We start from the raw sequence: 20,604 nt of genomic DNA, 5'->3' as shown, positions 1-20,604 counted from the left end.
GCATAAAAGTTATTCAAGATAATTAAAATACTGCTTATAAATAATATTTTAATAAATTATTCGAAAGCGTAATGAACTTTTAAATATAAAAAAAGATGAGTCGAGAAACTCATCTAGTTTTAACATCCATGCGGTAGCTGTAGTTGCATTTGTTATATTATCGCAAACATTGATAGTGTGATAAATAAAATAAATACAAAAGAGATTGAATCTAATCTATCTAAAATACCACCATGCTCTCTTAATAAGTTTGAGAAATCTTTAATTTCATTTCTTCTTTTTATGAGTGAAAATGCTAAGTCTCCACAAATTGCAAACATAGGAGCAAGGAAAATAAATAACATTAAATACACAAACATCATATTTAAACTATTAGCAGCAGAATTTCATGGTGTGATCATTATGTACATTAATGTTTGTTTTTTATCTGATGCTATTCCATAAGCTATTCCCATATATGCTAATGTAACTGCGATTGAGGCAATAATTCCGACAATAGCACCTTCAATTGTCTTTTTAGGACTAATAGCTGGAGCAAGTTTTTGTTTGAAAAACTTGTGCCCTAAAAATCTTCCACCGAAGTATCCTCCAATGTCGCAAGACATTGCAATGAATACAATTAATAAAATAACTTCAATCGCGTAAGTTTGCGCAAGCAATACCATAAATGATTTTAAGAAGTATGTTAAGAATGAAAAGATGAAAAAGAATGATAAAGCTTTAATTGCTAAATATTTGAGATTAATGCTTTTAACAGTTAAAAATCTAATTAATACAAAAATTAATGTAATTGTTAAAGGTCATATTGCATCAAAGAAACTAAATGCACCATAAGTAGCATCCGTAAAGATTGAACCAATTTGTAATATATTTTTATTAACTAAAATACTTTCTTGGATTGTTATACGAGTTGTTAAGAACTTAAGGAAGTTTGGATAAGCAAACAGCAATCCAACTGCAAAAGCAGGTAAAACTCATTTAAATATTTTATGGTTTTGCAGATATGCTTTTGATAGTTCATAATAAATTCAAAAAGCAAATCCTACAAAAATCAAAATAGACAATGTTCTTAAAAACCAAAATACTCCATCAGTAAAGTTTTTATATAAATTAAAATCAAAAGAGTATTTTGACACTGTTAAAAATATAATTAGAACAAGTCCGATAATTAGAGCAGGAATAACTCTATTTATTCAAAAAGATTTTTGTTCTTCTTTTTTCATTATTTCCTTTCTTAATCTTCAAGTTCTTGAAGAAATTGAAGATACATATGCAAGTACCCTTCAGGTACAATGAATTTTTCAATATTAAATAAACTTTTATCAAAATATCTAGATCAACCTCCAGAAATTATTGAGTTTTCTGGTTTATCAAATGAAGATACATAACCTGATAATAAAGAGCTTAAACCACTTAACATAGCTGTTTTTGTAGTTGTTCCTGCTTTAGTTTCAGGTACTCTTAATTCACTTTCAATTATTCCAGGAGCTACAAATGGCATATCAAAAAAGTCCACTATTCTAGCTATTGAAACACTTTTAAGAATTAAGTTTTCCATTTTTAAATTAACTCAATATGTTCCTAATAAGTTAATTGAATCTTTTTTATATTTAATTGAGTTTATAAGTAATGCTGATAAGATATCAAAACCAATAGAACCTTTGTGTTTTATATTTTTATCAATTAAGTGAGACATCCTTTTAATAATTACTTTTTTCTCATCGTTTAAGTAAACTAAATCGTTAGACATAAAATTCAACTTACTTGCCATGGCGAAGATAATGGTTTTACATAAATCCTCATCTGTATTAGTTGCAGCTACAAGGATTCTAGTGTCTTCAAGATCTTTAAGTATTTTAGCAAGCTCTTTGGTAAAAGCTAAGTAGTCAATAATTTTTGCCTTACCTTGTTTAATTTCATTTGTCCTTAAGTCGACTTTGTAATTAACTATTTTGATGAATGTGTTACCCAAATCCATAACAATATATTTTGATAATTTTTTCATAGTTATTAATTTCATTTTATAATTCTTAATTATATACTTTTAAAAAATAAAATGTGGAGGTACATATGAAAAAACCCATAAATATTGGACACACAAATAAGACATATATGACTGAAAATTCAATCTATCAAGAAAAGGTTTTAAATAAATTCAATCATAAGTTAGATTACGCATTACTTGAGAAATTTGGTTTTGTACCTCGTTTAATTAATGAAACAGAAAATTCTGTTGAATGAGAGTATATTCAGACAAAACAATTGGTGTTTACAGAAGATGTTTTGACTCAAATTGCGAATAATTTTAAGACATTACATGATTCAAAGCTACAGTTCCCTAAGACAAATGTAGCTTCAAGAGTCAAAGAGTATAGAAGAATTCTCAATGAAAGAGGAATTAAAATTGATGTTCTTAATGATTACTATAAGAGAATTAATTTAATATTAAAAAACTCTGAATCAAATAGACCATTGCACAATGATTTATACTTAAACAATATTCTCCTAGACTTAAACGACAAAGTTTACTTTATCGATTGAGAGTATGCTTCAATGGGTGACAAGCATTTTGATTTAGCTTACTTTATTTGTGGTTCATACTTAAATAAAGATCAAGAAGAGTTTTTCTTAAATGTTTATGATACATATTGAGAAGAATATTTAATTCAACAAAAAATATTAGTGTATTACTTAACAATTCTTTGAGTGAATGCTCAAGAAACAAAACCATTTGATGACGCAAGTTTAATTGTGAAATTAAAAGAGACCGTTAAAGAATATGAATATAAGAAATCAACTAACACCTTTAGGAGGTAGAGGTAGAAGTTTCAGTGAATAGAATATATTTCTATAATACGAATCACAAGTACTCGTTAAATTACTAATTTTTTAAACTAAGACAAGAAAAGTGGACAGAGGTCAAAACTGTCCACTTTTCTTATCTTATTTTGTAATTCGGTGCTTTATTTTGCGACAATTCAATTCAGCAATTGTATTAAAGATACAATTTGAAATATAAATGACTATCATGCAATTGAAATACCATTCTTATGCTGTGTGTCATCGGTTTTATAGGTCATTTTTTCTTTCAATATTTAAATTTTTAAAAGATAGTTAATAAAAAATACTATATATTAATTATAATAATATTTTTATAACTTATACAAGGTGGTGAAGTAATGGAAGGATACAAAAATCAAAAATTTAATTTACTAGCTAACAAATTAAATTTACCTTATATCGCATCATTTTCGGATGCTAAAATAGATAGCAACAACATTAAAGTTGTTAAAAAATCAAATACAAATGAAGAAAGATTAGAGGTTACTTTAACTCTTTTAACAATTCCATCGCTTGAAGATTTAAGAACTTTAACAGTTGCAGCTATAAAGGAAAGAGTTAATTTCAAATTTAAATACGATAATAATGAATATTTATCAAGTCCATTAGTTCTTAATTATTTGGAATATGTAGTTAAGAAAACTCTTCCAGATAATAGTGAAATTGCAAGAACATTAAGATTTCAAAATGTTAATTATGATGAACAAACAAGAAGATATTTAGCACATATCTTTGATTATCAAAATACTCCTGAATTTCAAGAAGAACTTAAGGCAGTTAATAAGTATATGAAAGAACTTTTTGGTTTTGATGCATTTGAATTAAATGTTAAAGTCAATACATTTGATTTAAAAGAACAAATCAACAATAACATCCTTCAAAATTATGACAAAATCAAAAATCAATTTAGTGATCACGATACAGACTCAACTTCATTTAAAAAAGGTTCAATCAAATATGATAAAGGAAGTTGAGGAAAAAGACGTTCACCATCTAGTTATACAAAATACACAATTCAAGAAGTTCACGAACTTCCTTATGAAGATGAAACTACAAATGTTTCTGTAACTGGTTATGTTTATAAAACTGATGTTAGAGACACTAACAAAGGGTTAAAAATTCATAACATTTCAATTACTGATTATAATGATGCTATTAGTACAGTTTTCTTTGAGAGAGAAAATAATAAAGATGTTTATGTTCCAAAAATTGGAGATACAGTTGAAGCTATGGGTAGAGTTTCTAATCCATATGGTTCAACTTACAATGGTGTAGACAAGTACAATAAACAAATCACAGTTAACTCTTTTGGCAAAGTTGATCCAATTACAGAAGAGCAAGAAGATTTAGCTTATGAAAAAAGAGTTGAGCTTAGCACAAGAACAAAAATGTCAACTATGGATGGACTTTTAAATGCTGAAGATATTGTTTCCATAGTTAAACAATATGGACATTCAGCAGTTGCTATAGTTGATTCAAATGGTGTGCAAAGTTATCCAACTTTCGAGAAAGCTGCTAAAAAAGCTGGTATTAAACCAATTTATGGAGTTAGTTTTGATGTTATTTCAAAAAATCATAATTTCTTATTAAATTATTCGCCCGATAAAAATGCAGTTTTAGAGCAAACTGAATTTGTTGTGCTTGATATTGAAACAACACACTTATCAGCGCAAACAGGAGAATTAATTGAATTTGGTGCTCAAATTGTTAAAGAGCATAATGCTTTTAATCATAAAGACTTACAGTTCTTTATTAAGGCACAAAAACCTCTTAGTGCTAAAACAATGAGCTTAACTAACATTACACAAAAAATGTTAGACGAAGAGGGGATAGAGTTAAATGAAGCTCTTGACAAAATTTATGATTTATTAAATAATAAAGTTTGTGTAGCTCATAATGCTAACTTCGACTTTAACTTTATTATCCAAAAGTTCATTGAGCAAGGGAAAAAAGTTCCAAACACATTCTTTGTCGATACACTTAACATTTCAAGATTGCTATTCCCTGAAAAACGTTCACATACATTAGGGAATTATTGTTCATATTTACAAGTTAGTTATGATTCAGCAGTAGCTCACCGTGCTGACTACGATGCTGGCGTTCTTGCAAGTGCTTGAATTAAGTCAATTCAAATGTTAAAAGAGAAAGGTATTTTAACATTTGATGATTTATATAATACTTATGAACCAAATGTTTACTCACATGTTAGATCAAATCAAATTTCTGTTCTTGCCAAAAACCAACAAGGAATTAAAGAAATTTCTAAATTAATCACACTTTCATTAACCGAAAGATTCTTTAAGTCTCCTAAATTATTTATGGAGGACATTAAGAAGACTGAAAACATTTTAATAGGGTCAGGTGGACTTAAAAGTAGATTTATAGACAATATTTTTTATTCATCAGATATTGAAATTCAAAAGTCAGCAGAATTTGCTGATTACATTGAAATACCACATCCTAATGCACTAAAACATTACTTAGAACCACAGGAAAAATTTACTCAAGAAGAAATTTATGATGGTATTAAAAGAATGATTAATTGAGCGAATAAGCTTAACAAAATTCCTGTTGCAATTGGGGATGTAAGATATAAAAATAAATTAGATAAGGAAGTCTTCAGATGCCTTGTTTATTCAAAAGGTATTGGTAACTCTTCACACTTCTTATTTGACCATAGAAAAGTTGAATTTGAAGGAAGAAACTTCTTATTACCTGATTTAGAGTTTTATACAACTGATCAAATGCTTGAGTCATTTAAATTTCTAAATGATAAACAATTAATTAATGATTTAGTTATAGTGAATACAAACAAGATTGCTAATTTAATTGATCCAGAAATTAAAATTGTTCACGACAAACTTTACACACCTAAATTTGATGATTCATCAGTTAAATTAAAAGAATTAGTTTATAAAACAGCGCATGAAAGGTATGGAGAAGTACTTCCTCAAATAATTGAAGAAAGACTTCAAAAGGAAATCACACCTATTCTTAAATATGGATTTGATGTTATTTACTGAATTTCGCATATCTTGGTTAAAAAATCATTGGAAAGTGGATATCTTGTAGGTAGTCGTGGAAGTGTTGGATCATCTTTAGTTGCTACATTTGCAGGTATCACAGAAGTTAATCCATTACCAGCTCACTACATTTGTCCAAATTGTAAAAACTTTGTTTTAAATGAAGATTCTAATATAACTTCAGGATTTGACTTAGATGATAAAAATTGTGATAAATGTGGAACACTTATGAATAAAGATGGACACACCATTCCTTTCGAAACATTCTTAGGATTTGATGCTGATAAGGTTCCGGACATAGACTTAAACTTTGCTGGTGACTTCCAACCAATTATTCATAATGAAGTTAAGAAACTTTTTGGTGACAGTCATACTCTAAGAGCTGGAACTATTTCTACAATTCAAAGCAAAACTGCCTTTGGTTATGTTAAAAAAGCTAATGAAGAATATAACTTGGGTTATTCAAATGCTTTTGTAGATTATTTATCTTCAAAACTTGAAGACATTAAACGTACAACAGGGCAACACCCTGGAGGTATCTTAATTATTCCTAAAGAATTCGACGTTGAAGATTTTACACCTGTTAACTATCCTGCTGATGATACTTCAATCGATTGAAAAACAACTCACTTCGATTATAGAGCTATCCACGACAATGTCCTTAAGCTAGACTTACTTGGACACATTGACCCAATGGCAATTAGAATGCTTGAAAAATTAACTGGTTTAGATGTTAAAAAAGACATACCTAAAAAAGATAAAAGAGTTATGTCGCTTTTCTCAACTACTAAAGAATTAAATATCACACCTGAACAAATCGGTGGCGAACCAACAGGTGCTTTAGGTATCCCTGAGTTTGGTACATCATTTGTTAGAAAGATGTTGATTGAAGCACAACCTGAATCATTTGCTGACTTAATTTCAATTTCGGGCCTTTCTCACGGGACTGATGTTTGAACGGGAAATGCTCAATCACTTATTAAAGATATGGGATTATCATTAAAAGATGTTATTTCCTGTCGTGATGATATGATGGAATACTTAATGAAGAAAAATATTGAGTCTAAATTAGCTTTCAAGGTTATGGAACAAGTACGTAAAGGAAAAGGTGTAACAGAAGAACAAGTTGCAATATTAAAGAGAAACAATGTACCATCTTGATACATTGATTCAATGCAAAAAATTAAATATATGTTCCCTAAAGCTCATGCTACTGCTTATGTGCTTATGGCTTGAAGAATTGCTTGATTTAAACTTTATAAGCCTTTAGAATACTATGCAACATTTTTCACAACTAGAGCAACTGAATTTGATTTACATGTAATGATGAACGACTTTAAGATTGAAAAAATTAATAAAAAAATTAAGGAAATAACCTTAATGAATGATAGAAAAGTTAAAGACGATCAGTTATTACAAACCTTAGAACTCGCAAGAGAAATGTATGCACGTGGATTAAGTATTTCAAACATCAGCTTAACTAAATCATTAGCAACTGAATGAGTAATAGATTATGAACATAATGCTCTTATACCTCCATTTACAGTTGTAGGTGGGCTTGGAGAAGCTGTAGCAACTGAAATTGTTAATGCTAGAAATGAAAGCGAATTTGTTTCAAAAGAAGACTTCAGAAAACGTGGAAGAGTAAATCAAACTCTTTACAAGATATTGAATGAAGAATTCAAGGTTCTTGATGAATTAAATGAAACAAATCAGCTAACACTTTTTTAAAAATTAAAAAATAACTTTGATAAATAAAAGTTTTATAATATTAATGAGGATATCTTTATAGTATCCTCATTTTCTTTAAATAATTATTTAAACAAAAGGACAAAAATGAAAAAAATTAACTCATTATTATTAACTGTTGCCGGAATCACAACAGCTATAGCACCAGTTGCTGCAATCTCTTGTGGAAGAACAGACAAAACAACTTCAGGAGTAAGAGCAAATATTACTCCAATTGCAGACATTACCAGAAATACAGCTTTAACAGCTGAAACTATTCAAGGTAAAACTCCACTTTCTGTTGTTGTTGTAACAGACTCTGGTCACGTAACTGACTTATCATTTAACCAATCATCATATGAAGGAATGATGAGATATGTTGATGACATTAAAGAGCTTACAGGTTCAGAACCTAAATTTGCTTACTCAGAACCAGAAAGTAATAGTTATGAAAATACTTACAATAGTTTATTAGGGAAATATAACATTTGAATTCTTTCAGGGTTCACACATGGAGATGCAATTAAAGCATACATCCAACAAAATAAGGATAGATTAATTAAGAACAATGTAAAAATCATAGGTACAGACTTCACAATAGATCCAAATGAACTTCAAGGTTATGGAGACTTTTATAGTTTAGATTTTAAAGTTGCTGAATCATCATATATCGTTGGACAAGCAGTTGCTGAATTAATGGCAACAGAAGAGTCATATGCAAACAAAAGAAAAGTAACAGCATTTGGAGGTATGCCTTTCCATGGAGTTGTTGATTTTATTAAAGGTTACTACAGAGGTATTCTTGATATAAATAAAACTCAATCAGATGCTAATAAAAAAGTTAGACCAACACAAGGTAAAGGTCTTGCAAATGACTTTTCAAGTGTAGCGCTTAATACTGCTTTTGAATCAGGTAAACCAATGGATAGTGCAATCGCAAATGCAATTGCTTCAAATCCTACAGTTATTTTACCAGTTGCTGGACCAGCGACAGGGTTCACATTAGATGAACTTGAGAAAAAAGCAAATACAGATCACATTGGTGTAATCGGAGTGGATACTGATCAAGCAAAATCAAGATCAAAAGACTCAGGAAAATTCTATACATCAATTACAAAAAATATTGCACAAGCTGTTTACGATACAATCCTATACATCACATATGGTATTGATAGCAAAAATATTTACAGTACAAAAACACCAGAGAGATCATTCTCAATTAGAGGAAGTTTCAAACAAGGGTGAGTTGGTTATGCACAAAGTACACTCAAAGATGAAGCGATGAGAACAAAAATGAATCAATTATTAGCAAAATATGATGCTAAATTTAAAGAATTATCTGAAGAGGACATAGATTTTATTTCATCAGATAAATTAAATAAAACAGATTCTGCAACTTTATCACTTCCTGACTTAATTCAAGAATTAACTGGCGAAATGTTAAAATAATTTTTCAACAAACTTAATTTTTTAAAGGGTACCTAATTTTGGTATCCTTTTTATTTTTATACCTACCTCCTTGCAATAAAAGAGAAAACACTAAATCATAAAATTAAGAATAAAAAATATATAATTAAAATGTAAATAATAGACATTAAATTCTATTATTTATTTTTTTAATATATTAAAAACACAAGGAAAGATATGAAACAAAACTTTTATGCAATAGAGTTTGATAATATTTCTAAATCTTTCGGTTCTATTAAGGCTAACCAGAATATTAGCTTTAAAGTAGAAAAAGGTACAGTTCACGCATTAATTGGTGAAAATGGTGCCGGAAAAAGTACTTTAATGTCTATATTATTCGGGTTGTATGAACCTGATGAAGGAATTATCAAAGTAAATGAAAAAGAAGTTTTAATCAAAGGTCCTAATGATGCTAATAGATTAGGTATTGGTATGGTGCACCAACACTTTAAACTTGTTGATGTATATACAAACCTTGAAAACATTGTTTTAGGAGCTGAGGATAGAAATAAATTTACTAGAGTTATTGATTTCAAACCTGCTATTGAAAAAATCAAAACAATTCAAGAAATGTTTGATTTGCATTTTGATTTAAACAGGTTAACTGGTAAAGAAACAGTTGCAACTCAACAAAAAGTTGAAATTATGAAAATGTTATATCGTGATTCAGATATTTTAATTTTTGATGAACCAACTGCTGTTTTAACAGACCAAGAAATTCAAGGGCTATTGAATACATTCAAATTATTCAGGGAACAAGGTAAAACAATTTTATTTATTTCTCACAAACTTGCTGAAATTAAAGAAGTTGCTGATAATGCGACAGTTTTAAGACACGGTAAGGTTGTAGGAAACTTCAAAGTAGCAGATGTTTCTATTGAGGAAATGGCTAACCGTATGGTTGGTGGTGATGTCGAAATTATTAGAAATGAATATTCAGATACATCACAAAATGAAGTTGTTTTCAAATTAGATAACGTTTCTACAGATGGTGAAAAACCATTGAAAAATGTTAATTTAGAAATTAGAAGCGGTGAAATTGTTGCTATTGCCGGAGTTGAAGGTAATGGACAAACTGACTTAGAAAAAGTTGTTAGTGGGATGATAAAACCGACAACAGGTCAAGTTCTTTATAAAAAGACACCACTTGTTAAAGAAAGAATGCAATTAATCCAAAAATCAAAAACAAGAAAAAATATAATTATGTTATTGATTTCATTATTTGTATTCTTATACTCAGGTTTAGGTTTATTAGCTGCAGCTAATTACCAATCTGATTCAACAAAAGCTATTATGAATATCGGTGGAGGATTAGCGATTTCTTTCAGCATAATCCTTCTTATGTTGATTTTATTTTCAATATATGGACCAAAATTTAAAGAAAAAACTATTTTTGCAAAAACTAGTTTTCAAAAGCAAATGAGCAAAAGACAGCTGCTAGTTTTTAAAATACTATTCCTAGTATTAGGTTTAGTTTCTGGCTTTGCTGTACTATTTGCTGCATTAGTGTTTACTTCAACAAATACATCAATAGTAGTAGCATTAGCTTCTTCAATTATTGTATTATGTTTAAGTATTATCACTACTGTTTTATTGAAAGTGAATAAATTATTAAAGTTTGAAAATGAGCATGCTAAATTAATCAAACGTAATAAATTATTTGTTATTTTAATATCATTTGGTATTGCTTCTGCTTCAGCATTAGCAATCACATCATTAATTTCATTGTTAACTACTGTTCCACTTGTAGCACTAGGACTAATGATTATGTTTAGTGTATTAATGTTTGCATTTATATTGAGTGGATTACTTGCATATTTCTACTTATCAGATACAAATGAGAAAAAAGTTGTTAATGATGATTACTTTGTCATAAATGAATTATCAGTTTATGATATTTCAAAATTAGGTCTTTCATTCATACCAAGTGATAGACATAAACACGGTTTAGTTCTTGACTATAACATTAAAAATAATTCAATTTTACGTAGACTTTGAGATAAAAAATACAGCAAAGCTGGACTTTTAAACAATAGAGCTATGCAAAGAGAAACTGAAGATATTATTGAAAAATTTGATGTTCGTGGTGCAAGAAATGGATACTCAATGTCAAGATCCCTTTCAGGAGGGAATCAACAAAAATTCATTGTTGGTCGTGAAATGAACTCACCACATGATTTCATTTTAATATTACAACCAACACGTGGATTAGACGTTGGAGCTATCAAAAATATTCATGAAAGAATATTAAAAGAAAAAGCTGAAGGTAAAGCCATCTTATTAATCTCATATGAATTAGATGAAGTTTTATCATTGGCAGATAAAATTGCAGTTATTAACACTGGTGAAATTTTAGCTGTGAAACCTGCAAAAGAACTTACAAGAACAGAAATTGGAGTTTATATGGCTCACAAGAAAGGAGGTGAATAATGTTCACATTAACAGCAAATAAAATTAAAGAAAATTTAATGCTTGAAGATAAAAAATCATCTAGAAGAAAACTTTATTCATCTCTTTGGGCTGTTTTAATTGGTTTATTATTTGCTTCAGTAATCTACTGATTAAAAGGTATTGCTGATGGAACAGAAACAACAATTTTCACTTTTGTGCAAAATATTTTCGAGTTTGCTTTTAGTGAATATATTCTTAACGATACATTATTATTATTCATCTTCTTTGCACTAGCGAGTTTTTCTGTAGCAATTGGGTTTAAATCTGGATTATTCAACATTGGTGTTTCAGGACAGATGTTGCTACCTGGTGTATTATTCTTTGCTATTTTAGCCGGCACAAGAGTTGATTTAAAGAATTTATCATTAAGCTTTTTATTAGGAATGATGTTCATTAGTATCATTATCGGTGCTATGGTTGGTGCAATTCCGGGTATTTTAAAAGCATACTTTAATGTTCATGAAGTTATTTCAACAATTTTTCTTAACTGAATTGTTACATTTTTAGGTATTTGACTTTTCACATTCTCAAACGATGTATTTATACCTCAATCAGATCCTAATTATACAAATTGAATCGGTCTGGAACCAGGTACTACTGCCAAGTTAGTTTTCACTAACTTAAGTAGAGACTTAGGGATTGATGTTCAAAGATTATTTATTTATATTGGTATTACACTTGTTTGTGTAATTGCAGTAGCGATTTGATTTGTTTATTCAAAAACAACACTTGGATACAAAATTAAAATGGTTGGGTTAAATAAAACAAACTCAAAATATGTTGGAATAAATGAAAAGGCAGTAACTGTTTGTGTAATGGCAATAGCAGGAGCTCTTGCTGGTTTAGGTGGGTTCTTCTACATTGTTGTATACACAAGACAAGTGGCTATTAAACCACAAGCTCCTTTAGCTATTGGTTTTGAAGCCATAGCAATTGCTCTTGTTGCTCTTAATAATCCATTTGGTGTTCTTGCTACTGGTTTTCTATATGGAATGATACGAAGTGGACAAGCCTCATTCTCAGTTACAGAGATAGGACCAAAAGTATCAAAAGATTTCTTCCCAATTATCACAGGGATAATTATATTTATGTCAGCATTATCTATTATGTTCTATAAATTTAGACCAATGCGTTATGTATGAAAACAAATTATTCTAATGTGTCATAGAGAATACTGACAAAACTTTTCTATTTATCATAATTTAAGATCAAGATCTCATATTAAAAAATCTTGAAATAAAGCAAGAGCTTTATATGCAGAAAATTTAATTTCTTCAGATCCTGATATGACAAAAGAAGAAATTGATGAAAAATGCAAATCATATTATTCAGAATGATTCTTACAATATCAACAAATGGTTAAAGAAACAAAAGCTCAAATTGCAGAATTATCTGTTAAATTAAAAGAATACAAAAAAGCACAAAAACAAAAATTACAAGACACACTTTCAAGCTTTACATTTGCTAAATTCTATGAAAAACAAATAGATAAATTCTATGAATACTGATCAATAAATGAACATGTAAAAGAATTAGATGAAACTTCAAAAGCATATTTATGAGCTTTATACTTAGCTAAAGAAAAAGCGAATGCTGATTGAAGATTATATGCTAAAAATGAGTATGATGGTCAGCTAAGAGTTAATAAATTAAAAATATCTGAAGAAACTGCGAATGAAGTTAAGAAGTTAGAATTTGAAATTCTAGAATTAAAATCAAAAATTTACAACACATCAATTAAGGATGAAATTAAGATTTTACGTAGATATTCAAAAGAAAAACTTCAAGTATTTGCAAGATACGAAAAAGCTTATGAAGCGAGAGTTGCAAGTTTAATTCTTACTTTAAAGGGTCAATCAGTTGAGTCAAAAATGACTATTTATGATGAAATTTCAAAGGAGAAATTCGCATTACAAAAAGCTAGAACTGATTTAGGTGTTGATGAGTATCAATCTTATGTTCAAAAATCAAAAGCTCTTAAACGTTCAAGAAAATTAGTTTATAGAGAAATTAGAGAGAAAATTTATAATGATTTTGTAAATAAATACATTATCAAACCATGAGACAATAGAGTTTTAAGAATTCAAGAATCAAAATCAATGGAAGGAGCTAAATAATTATGGAATTAATTGTTTCATATGCAGTATTCTTCTTTTGCATTCTTTTATTAGGTTCTATTTCAGGAATTTTCTCAGAAAGAGCAGGGATCGTCAACATTGCAATTAATGGTTTCATGGTATTTGGGGCCATAATGTATATTATGTTTAGTGTTATATTAACAGATTTTATTTTCCACAAAGAGCAAACATCAATGCTTTGACAAATTCCTTTAACATTATTATCCGTAGGTGCATCAGCATTATTTGCATTATTATTTGGTTTAGCTACAATTAAATTAAAATCAGACCAAACAATTTCAGGGTTTGCTATGGGATTATTAGCAACAGGTATTGCATGTATTTTAATGTTATTTATTCTTGATATACAAAAAGAAGGACAAACTGCAACTTATTATGGTAGATCTGAGTTAGCTTTAAGTTCATCTTTAGGTGAGTATCAAAATATAGTATCATTCAAAACATTCGCAACTCTAATCATCGCATTTGCTTCTTGATTTGCCTTAAGAAAAACTAAATGAGGTTTAAGATTTAGAGCAATTGGTGAAAACCCACAAGCAGCCGATGTTGCTGGTATCAATGTTAATAAAATTAAATGACAAGCAGTTATTTTAGCTGGAATGGTTGCAGGTTTAGCTGGAACATTTTATGTTCAAAGTTTCCAAGGACCTTTCTCAATTACAAAAGATGTTGAAGGTTTAGGATTCTTAGCATTGGCTATTATGATTGTGTCAAGATGAAGAATATCAATCGCTGTAGTTATATCACTTCTATTTTCAATTATGATTTCAGTATCATCATTTGGTGTAAGTTATATTAAAGCAGAGAAATATTCAGAATTAGTTAAAGCAGTACCATATGTGATTACTCTATTTGTTATGATATTTATATCAAAATCATCATCAGGTCCAGCCGCTGCTGGTATCCCATATGATAAATCAAAAAGATAGATCAATATCAAAAAATAAAATTATAAAAATAGTGAACAGTTTAATTTGCTTGTTCACTATTTTTTTATTTCATGTTTAGCTATTAATATTATCTATCATCCTCTTCTTCATCATGATATTCATATTCATCATCTAAATACTCTGTGTTAGCCTCACTGCTCTCTCCTGCTATAACTACCCTTATTTTCATTAAGTATAATGCTATTCATAAACCTTTTTCATATTTATATTTTTCTAACGATTTATGAGGTGTTTTAAGTTTTCCAATGAGTTGTACATAAAACTTTTTATTATTAGCAACTATATGATCGGCTATTTTGACTGTTTCGATATTCGTGTAAATTCCTTTGCTTGTATTTCACTCGTGATTTGGGACTCACTCATTGTTATATTGTTCATTTTCACTTAATAGAACATTCATATCAAAGAAACCGGTTAAGAACAATCTAATATCCTCAATATTCATTCCAGTTTCTTTTACAAATAGATTTAATTCATCTCTATTTAATCTCCAACCATAGTCCACGGCTGGTCATTCAAGAAATACTTTAAGATTATGAGTAATTTTTGTTTTTGAAATGTCAAATGCAAGAAGGATTCCTGATTAATTATCATTTCTTTTTAAAACTGTGGAAATCTATTGTGCTTACTATAATCATAATTTTGTGCAGGATTTACTAAATTAATAGTAACTGATTTAGAATCGCTTGGAAAAACATAAGTTTTATATTTATCATCATTCATTGAACCAATAAATAAGGCTTTACCAGAAGAGATAAAAAAAGTTACTTGTATGTTTAAATATCCAGCTAACTAATATGTTTAAATTTGTAAAAAACTATATAAAATATTAAATTATGTTTAAGATAAGAAATTTAAGTAAAAATATGTGAAAAGGACTGGCTCATATTATTTGATCTAACTCAAATTATGATGAGAATTTATCTCCATATTCTAAGAGAATTCAACTTTTTTCATACATTTATGCAGCTATAATAACATTTGCTTGTTTAGTTTCTTTCTTTTCACTGATTACAGTGAAAGAAGGACCGAACAAAGCACATTTTGACCGTTTTTTAGTTGTTGTCCAAGTCATTACATTCTTTATATTTATAGTAGATTACTTTTTACACTTTATTACTTACAAGTATTTATATACAGATGGAAAGACTAAAGTCTGAAAAATCGTACTTAAGTATATTTTTTCATTCAATGGAATTTGTATTTTATTTTGTATTTTAGCTTCACTCTATGCAATCAGTTTTCTTATGCCTGCATCAGAAGAAATTGCATATAACAAAAATGAAGAAGCAAAAATTTTCCATTTATTTAAATCATTTAACGTATTTAAAATTATCCGTTTCTTCTTTGTTTTAACATTATTTGCACCATTCCAAATTATTATTAATGTGTTTAAAAAACAAAGACAGATATTAACTTACATTTTTATATTAATTCTTATTTTAATTTTCTTATTTGCTTTGTTAATTTGAAACAATGAAAAAAATCACTTAAAACAATCTCAAATTCAATACATCATTGATCACAAATGAGATCAAACATTTAATTTAGAGTATTTCAAAGAAATTAATAATCAAGAATACATTCAAAGAATACAAGACGCAACAACATCTCATGATAAAGCTGTGGTTATCTTTGATTATTTATCATCAGTAAGTTATGCTGATTTACCAAATGACAATATTATTGGTTATATGGATGGATTTCTAGGTCTAGAATCAGGTTACGTAACTACATTTGGTTCGTCCTTATACTATGTAACAATTACACTAACAACAATAGGTTATGGTGATTTTACACCTCATGCATCTATAACAAGAGGAATTATTTCATTCTTATCATTGATGTCTGTTGCAATTATTGCTATTCCATCAGGTCTTATTGCTGGGGCATTTTTAGTAGAAATGCAAAAACATATTTCAACTACAGGTAACAAAAAATCAAGATTTGGATTTAGAAAAAAATCAGATGATGCTGATAATCAAACAAATCAATCAGAATCTGATGAACCTGCAACAACTTCAGTAGAAAACTCACAAAATACACAAGAAACTCGAAAGGAACAAAATGATTAAATTAGGATCACACATAGGATTTAAAGCTCCAGATTATTTATATGCATCAGGTAAGGAAGCTATCAGTTATGGCGCTAACACTTTTATGATTTATTTAGGAGCACCCCAAAACACAAACAGGGTTGATGTATCTAAATACAATTTAGAAAAATATGAAGAAGAGTTTTCCTCAGTTATCCCTAAAGAAGATATTATTGTTCACGCACCATATATTGTTAATCCTGCCAATCCAGAAAAATCAACTTTTGCTAAAGATTTCTTAATTCAAGAAGTTCAAAGAATGGAAAAAGCAGGATTCAAATATTTAGTTCTACACCCTGGTGCAGCAGTTGGACACCCTACTGAGGAAGCACTAGATACATTAATTGACACTTTAAATGAAATAATTAAAAATACAAATAATGTTGTTATTTGTATTGAAACAATGTCTGGAAAAGGTACTGAAATTGGTGTCGATTTTGAACAAATTGCTTATGTTCTTAAATGAGTTAACTCAGATAGAGTTCAAGTTTGTTTAGATACTTGTCATATGTGAGATGCAGGCTATGATCTTCAAGAATATGAAGAATTTAAAAAAGAATTACTCAAATGAGATTTACTTAAGAGAGTTAAGGTTATCCATTTAAATGATTCGAAACACGAAATTGCTTCGCATAAAGATAGGCACGCAAATATTGGGAAGGGAGCAATTGGATATGAAACATTAAAACAATTTGTTCATGATCCTGATTTTGATAATATCCCAATTATCCTTGAAACACCAGTTCCAGAAACTGGACCAATTTATAAAGAAGAAATTGCTTGATTATTAGAAAAGTAATAATTTAAAGTTAATAAATAACTCTTAATTATTGGACTTAAATACTTTTTGTATTTTTCAGTTATAGTTTATAATATATAAAAATATTTATAAATATTAATTTTCATTCAATGTAAAGGAGAAAAAATGGCTAGAGAAGGTTTCACATTAGTGTGTGTTGAATGTAAAATGGAAAACTACATTTCAAAGAAAAACAAAAAAACACACCCTGAAAAAATTGAGTTACTTAAATTTTGCGCAAAATGTAACGCTCACAAAACACACAGAGAAAAGAAATAGTCACATTTTTCTCTATAATAATTTCTAATCTAGCAGATGCTAGATTTTTATTTAAAATGCATAAAAGTTTTATAATTATTAAATCATTAATAATCAATAGGAGGAAACTATGGATAGAAGAAGACTAGATCAAATGTTTGAACAAACAGGAGCTGAAGTTTTAATTTCAGAAGCGCCTCAAACAAGATTATGATATGCACACGTTCAAACATCAGACGGATATATTGCAATTGAAAAAGATAAAGCAACATTATTTGTTGATGGAAGATACATTGAATACGCAACAAAGCATGCTAAAAATGTTGATATTGTTTTAATCAAAGGAAACTCAATGAAAGAGTGATTTGATAAAAGAAACTTCAAGAAGATTGTGTTGGAAAAAAACTACTTAACAAAAGAGGTTCAAGACAGAATTGTATCAATGGTGCAACCTGAAGAAATTTCATGAGTTGATGCTCAAGATTTAAGAATTGTTAAATCAGCTGAAGAACTTAAATTAATGCAAAAAGTAATTGATATTTCTCTATCAGCACTTGAAGAATTTAAACAATGAGTTAAGCCAGGTATTTCTGAAAAAGAAGCTGGAGCTTATTTAAATTATTTACTTAAGAAACACGGTGGAGATAAAGAAGGATTTGATGAAATAGTTGCAACAGCTTCATCGTCAGCCGAACCACACCACCATACAACTGATAAACTTCTAGAGGAAGGTGAATTACTTAAAGTTGACTTCGGTGCTAAATATAAGGGATATACAGCAGACATTACAAGAACATGAGTTTTAGGAGGTGAAGATAAAGTTAAAAATCCTAAAGCACTTGAAATCTTAAACATTGTTAAAGAAGCCGCTGCAGCAGGTAGAAAAGCTGTAAGACCTGGTATTAAAGCTTGTGAAGTTGATAAAGTATGTAGAGATTACATTGCTTCAAAAGGGTATGCAGATTACTTCTTACATTCAACAGGACACGGATTAGGAATTGATGTTCACGAATGACCATCAGTTTCACCTCATTCACAAACTGTTTTAGAACCTGGAATGATTATTACAGTTGAACCTGGGATTTACATTGAAGGTTTAGGTGGAGCTAGAATTGAAGATGATGTTCTAGTTACTGAAAATGGTCACTATGTATTTTCTAGACCAAATGAACAATAATAACAATAATTCGCAAATAAATCATGATGGATATTTACAAGTAGATTCTATCCATCAAATTTATTTCAGTGTTAGCGGTAATCCAGATGGATTACCTGTTTTTATAATACATGGTGGACCGGGTGGTCAAAGTTCGCTTAAATCGCTTGAATTCTTTGATCTAAATTGCTATAAAGTTATTATGTTCGATCAAAGAGGTTGTGGTAAATCAAAACCTAGGTTTGAACTTCAAAAAAATAATACTAATCAATTAGTTGAAGATATAAGAAAACTCAAGGAACACTTAAATATAGATAAAATGATCCTGTTTGGTGGCAGTTGAGGAACAACTTTATCTCTAGCTTATGCAATTAAATATCCTGAAGATATATTGCACTTGGTTTTACGTGGAATTTTCTTAGCTAGACAAGAAGATGTTGATTTTCTTTATGAAAAAGGTGCTTCATTTTTCTATCCAGAAAAACATAATGAATTTGCTTCCTATGTACAAGATGTAAGTGGAAATAGCATTTTAGAAAAATACTATTCATTATTAACTAGCGATGATTTAGAAAAAAAATATAAAGCAGGTAGAGCTTTTGCAAAATGAGAAGAATCAATTGTTTCTATAAATCCTAAATTATTTGAATCAACTGATGAAGATGATTATCAAATTTCATTAATGGAATCACATTATTTTGTCAATAAATCATTTTTACCATCAGATAACTATATATTAGAGAATGCACACAAAATAAAGCACATTCCAACAGATATAGTTCACGGAAGAAATGATATTGATACAAGACCTATTGGTGCCTATTTACTATCTAAAGAATTAGACAATTGTAACTTATATTTCATAGAACAAGCAGGGCACACACAATGGGATATAAACAATAAAAATAAATTAATTCAAATATTTAATGAACTTAAAGATACATATAAATAATTCAATTTCCAAGATGCTTATCTTGGTTTTTTAATAATTTTTATTTGCTTTATTAAAATGTGCTATAATAGTCTCGAACCAAATAAATACCGAAATAAAAAATATAAAAATAATTTTGAAAAAATAATTTTTATGTATAATATATTAGCAAATCAAAATGCCGATTTAGCTCAGCGGTAGAGCAGCTGGCTGTTAACCAGTTGGTCGTTGGTTCAATCCCAATAATCGGCGCCATTTATGGTCTGTTGGTGAAGCGGTTAACACACATGGTTTTCATCCATGCATACACGGGTTCGATCCCCGTACAGACTGCCATTTTTGGAAGATTAGCTCAGCTGGGAGAGCGTCGCCCTTACAAGGCGAATGTCATGGGTTCGAGTCCCTTATCTTCCACCATTGCCGTCTTAGCTCAGTTGGTAGAGCAACTGACTTGTAATCAGTAGGTCGTAGGTTCGAGTCCTATAGACGGCACCAAGCATGGTGCTTTTTTTATGCCTTTCAGCACTAAAAATATGCGCGAATGGTGAAATTGGCAGACACGCTAGATTTAGGCTCTAGTGCCTTACGGTATGAGGGTTCGAGTCCCTCTTCGCGCACCATTAAAATATTGTTTTAATATAAAATAGTCGAATAAGTCATCACGCAACAAAATGTGTGATTTTTTTATTTCCTGCAAATATGTGAATCAAATAAACTAGGACACGAAAATTGGACAAAAGTTTAATTTGTCACAACACCTCAAGAT

General features: G+C 29.2%; 14 protein-coding genes and 5 tRNA genes. 16 read left to right on the top strand and 3 right to left on the bottom strand.

The genetic code is table 4. The features are described from left to right. Window positions 1-152: 152 nt before the first annotated feature. Complete coding sequence (locus tag VBM91_RS02390; protein ID WP_323189169.1) at window positions 153-1,223, bottom strand: phosphatidate cytidylyltransferase; 1,071 nt, start codon at window positions 1,221-1,223, stop codon at window positions 153-155. A gap of 11 nt (window positions 1,224-1,234) precedes the next feature. Beyond that, entirely contained in the window at window positions 1,235-2,020 is a 786-nt protein-coding gene (locus VBM91_RS02385; RefSeq protein ID WP_323189168.1) for a hypothetical protein, read from the bottom strand. A gap of 50 nt (window positions 2,021-2,070) precedes the next feature. Between VBM91_RS02385 and VBM91_RS02380 the strand changes: the two genes are divergently transcribed. The 6 genes from VBM91_RS02380 to VBM91_RS02355 all read left to right on the top strand — a co-directional run bounded on the left by VBM91_RS02380 (window position 2,071) and on the right by VBM91_RS02355 (window position 14,577). Further along, the gene (locus VBM91_RS02380; protein ID WP_323189167.1) at window positions 2,071-2,817 is read left to right on the top strand and encodes a phosphotransferase; all 747 of its coding nucleotides are present in this window, start codon (window positions 2,071-2,073) and stop codon (window positions 2,815-2,817) included. 362 nt (window positions 2,818-3,179) lie between these two features. Further along, a complete protein-coding gene (locus VBM91_RS02375) occupies window positions 3,180-7,595 on the top strand; it encodes a PolC-type DNA polymerase III (protein ID WP_323189166.1) in 4,416 nt (1,471 codons plus the stop codon). A 105-nt stretch (window positions 7,596-7,700) separates the two neighbouring features. After that, entirely contained in the window at window positions 7,701-9,041 is a 1,341-nt protein-coding gene (locus tag VBM91_RS02370; RefSeq protein WP_323189165.1) for a BMP family ABC transporter substrate-binding protein, read from the top strand. Between the two features lie 195 nt (window positions 9,042-9,236). Then, window positions 9,237-11,489 (top strand): ATP-binding cassette domain-containing protein, encoded by a 2,253-nt coding sequence (locus VBM91_RS02365; protein WP_323189164.1) that lies wholly within the window; start codon window positions 9,237-9,239, stop codon window positions 11,487-11,489. Beyond that, window positions 11,489-13,627: an ABC transporter permease gene (locus VBM91_RS02360; RefSeq protein ID WP_323189163.1), complete on the top strand. Its 2,139-nt coding sequence runs from the start codon at window positions 11,489-11,491 to the stop codon at window positions 13,625-13,627. The genes VBM91_RS02365 and VBM91_RS02360 overlap by 1 nt, the downstream gene beginning before the upstream one ends. A 2-nt stretch (window positions 13,628-13,629) precedes the next feature. Next, window positions 13,630-14,577, top strand: coding sequence for an ABC transporter permease (locus VBM91_RS02355; protein WP_323189162.1), 948 nt, complete (start codon window positions 13,630-13,632; stop codon window positions 14,575-14,577). A gap of 88 nt (window positions 14,578-14,665) precedes the next feature. On the opposite strand, the gene VBM91_RS02350 is transcribed toward VBM91_RS02355, so the two are convergent. Further along, window positions 14,666-15,103, bottom strand: a complete 438-nt coding sequence (locus VBM91_RS02350; protein ID WP_323189161.1) for a hypothetical protein — start codon at window positions 15,101-15,103, stop codon at window positions 14,666-14,668. Window positions 15,104-15,464: 361 nt separating this feature from the next. Here VBM91_RS02350 and VBM91_RS02345 point away from each other — a divergent pair, with 361 nt between their 5' ends. The 10 genes from VBM91_RS02345 (at window position 15,465) to VBM91_RS02300 (ending at window position 20,458) form a co-directional block, all read left to right on the top strand. After that, window positions 15,465-16,673, top strand: coding sequence for a potassium channel family protein (locus VBM91_RS02345; RefSeq protein ID WP_323189160.1), 1,209 nt, complete (start codon window positions 15,465-15,467; stop codon window positions 16,671-16,673). Continuing rightward, window positions 16,666-17,493, top strand: coding sequence for a deoxyribonuclease IV (locus VBM91_RS02340; protein ID WP_323189159.1), 828 nt, complete (start codon window positions 16,666-16,668; stop codon window positions 17,491-17,493). Before VBM91_RS02345 ends, VBM91_RS02340 begins: the two co-directional genes overlap by 8 nt. A 126-nt stretch (window positions 17,494-17,619) precedes the next feature. Next, a complete protein-coding gene (gene rpmG / locus VBM91_RS02335) occupies window positions 17,620-17,772 on the top strand; it encodes a 50S ribosomal protein L33 (RefSeq protein WP_257088959.1) in 153 nt (50 codons plus the stop codon). Window positions 17,773-17,881: 109 nt separating this feature from the next. Next, entirely contained in the window at window positions 17,882-18,928 is a 1,047-nt protein-coding gene (locus VBM91_RS02330; protein WP_257088957.1) for a M24 family metallopeptidase, read from the top strand. Further along, on the top strand, window positions 18,918-19,859 hold the full coding sequence (gene pip / locus VBM91_RS02325; protein ID WP_323189158.1) for a prolyl aminopeptidase: 942 nt from the start codon (window positions 18,918-18,920) through the stop codon (window positions 19,857-19,859). The genes VBM91_RS02330 and pip overlap by 11 nt, the downstream gene beginning before the upstream one ends. 159 nt (window positions 19,860-20,018) lie before the next feature. Then, window positions 20,019-20,093 (top strand) — tRNA-Asn (locus tag VBM91_RS02320). Window positions 20,094-20,098: 5 nt separating this feature from the next. Beyond that, window positions 20,099-20,174 (top strand) — tRNA-Glu (locus VBM91_RS02315). Between the two features lie 5 nt (window positions 20,175-20,179). Next, a tRNA-Val gene (locus VBM91_RS02310) sits at window positions 20,180-20,255 on the top strand. Window positions 20,256-20,257: 2 nt separating this feature from the next. Further along, window positions 20,258-20,333: transfer RNA gene (locus tag VBM91_RS02305), tRNA-Thr, on the top strand. A 40-nt stretch (window positions 20,334-20,373) separates the two neighbouring features. Further along, window positions 20,374-20,458: transfer RNA gene (locus tag VBM91_RS02300), tRNA-Leu, on the top strand. Window positions 20,459-20,604: the final 146 nt, after the last annotated feature.

The organism is Mycoplasma sp. 2248 (assembly GCF_034863245.1).
Classification (GTDB): domain Bacteria; phylum Bacillota_I; class Bacilli_A; order Mycoplasmatales; family Metamycoplasmataceae; genus Mycoplasmopsis.
This window is presented reverse-complemented; position numbering and strand designations above follow the sequence as displayed.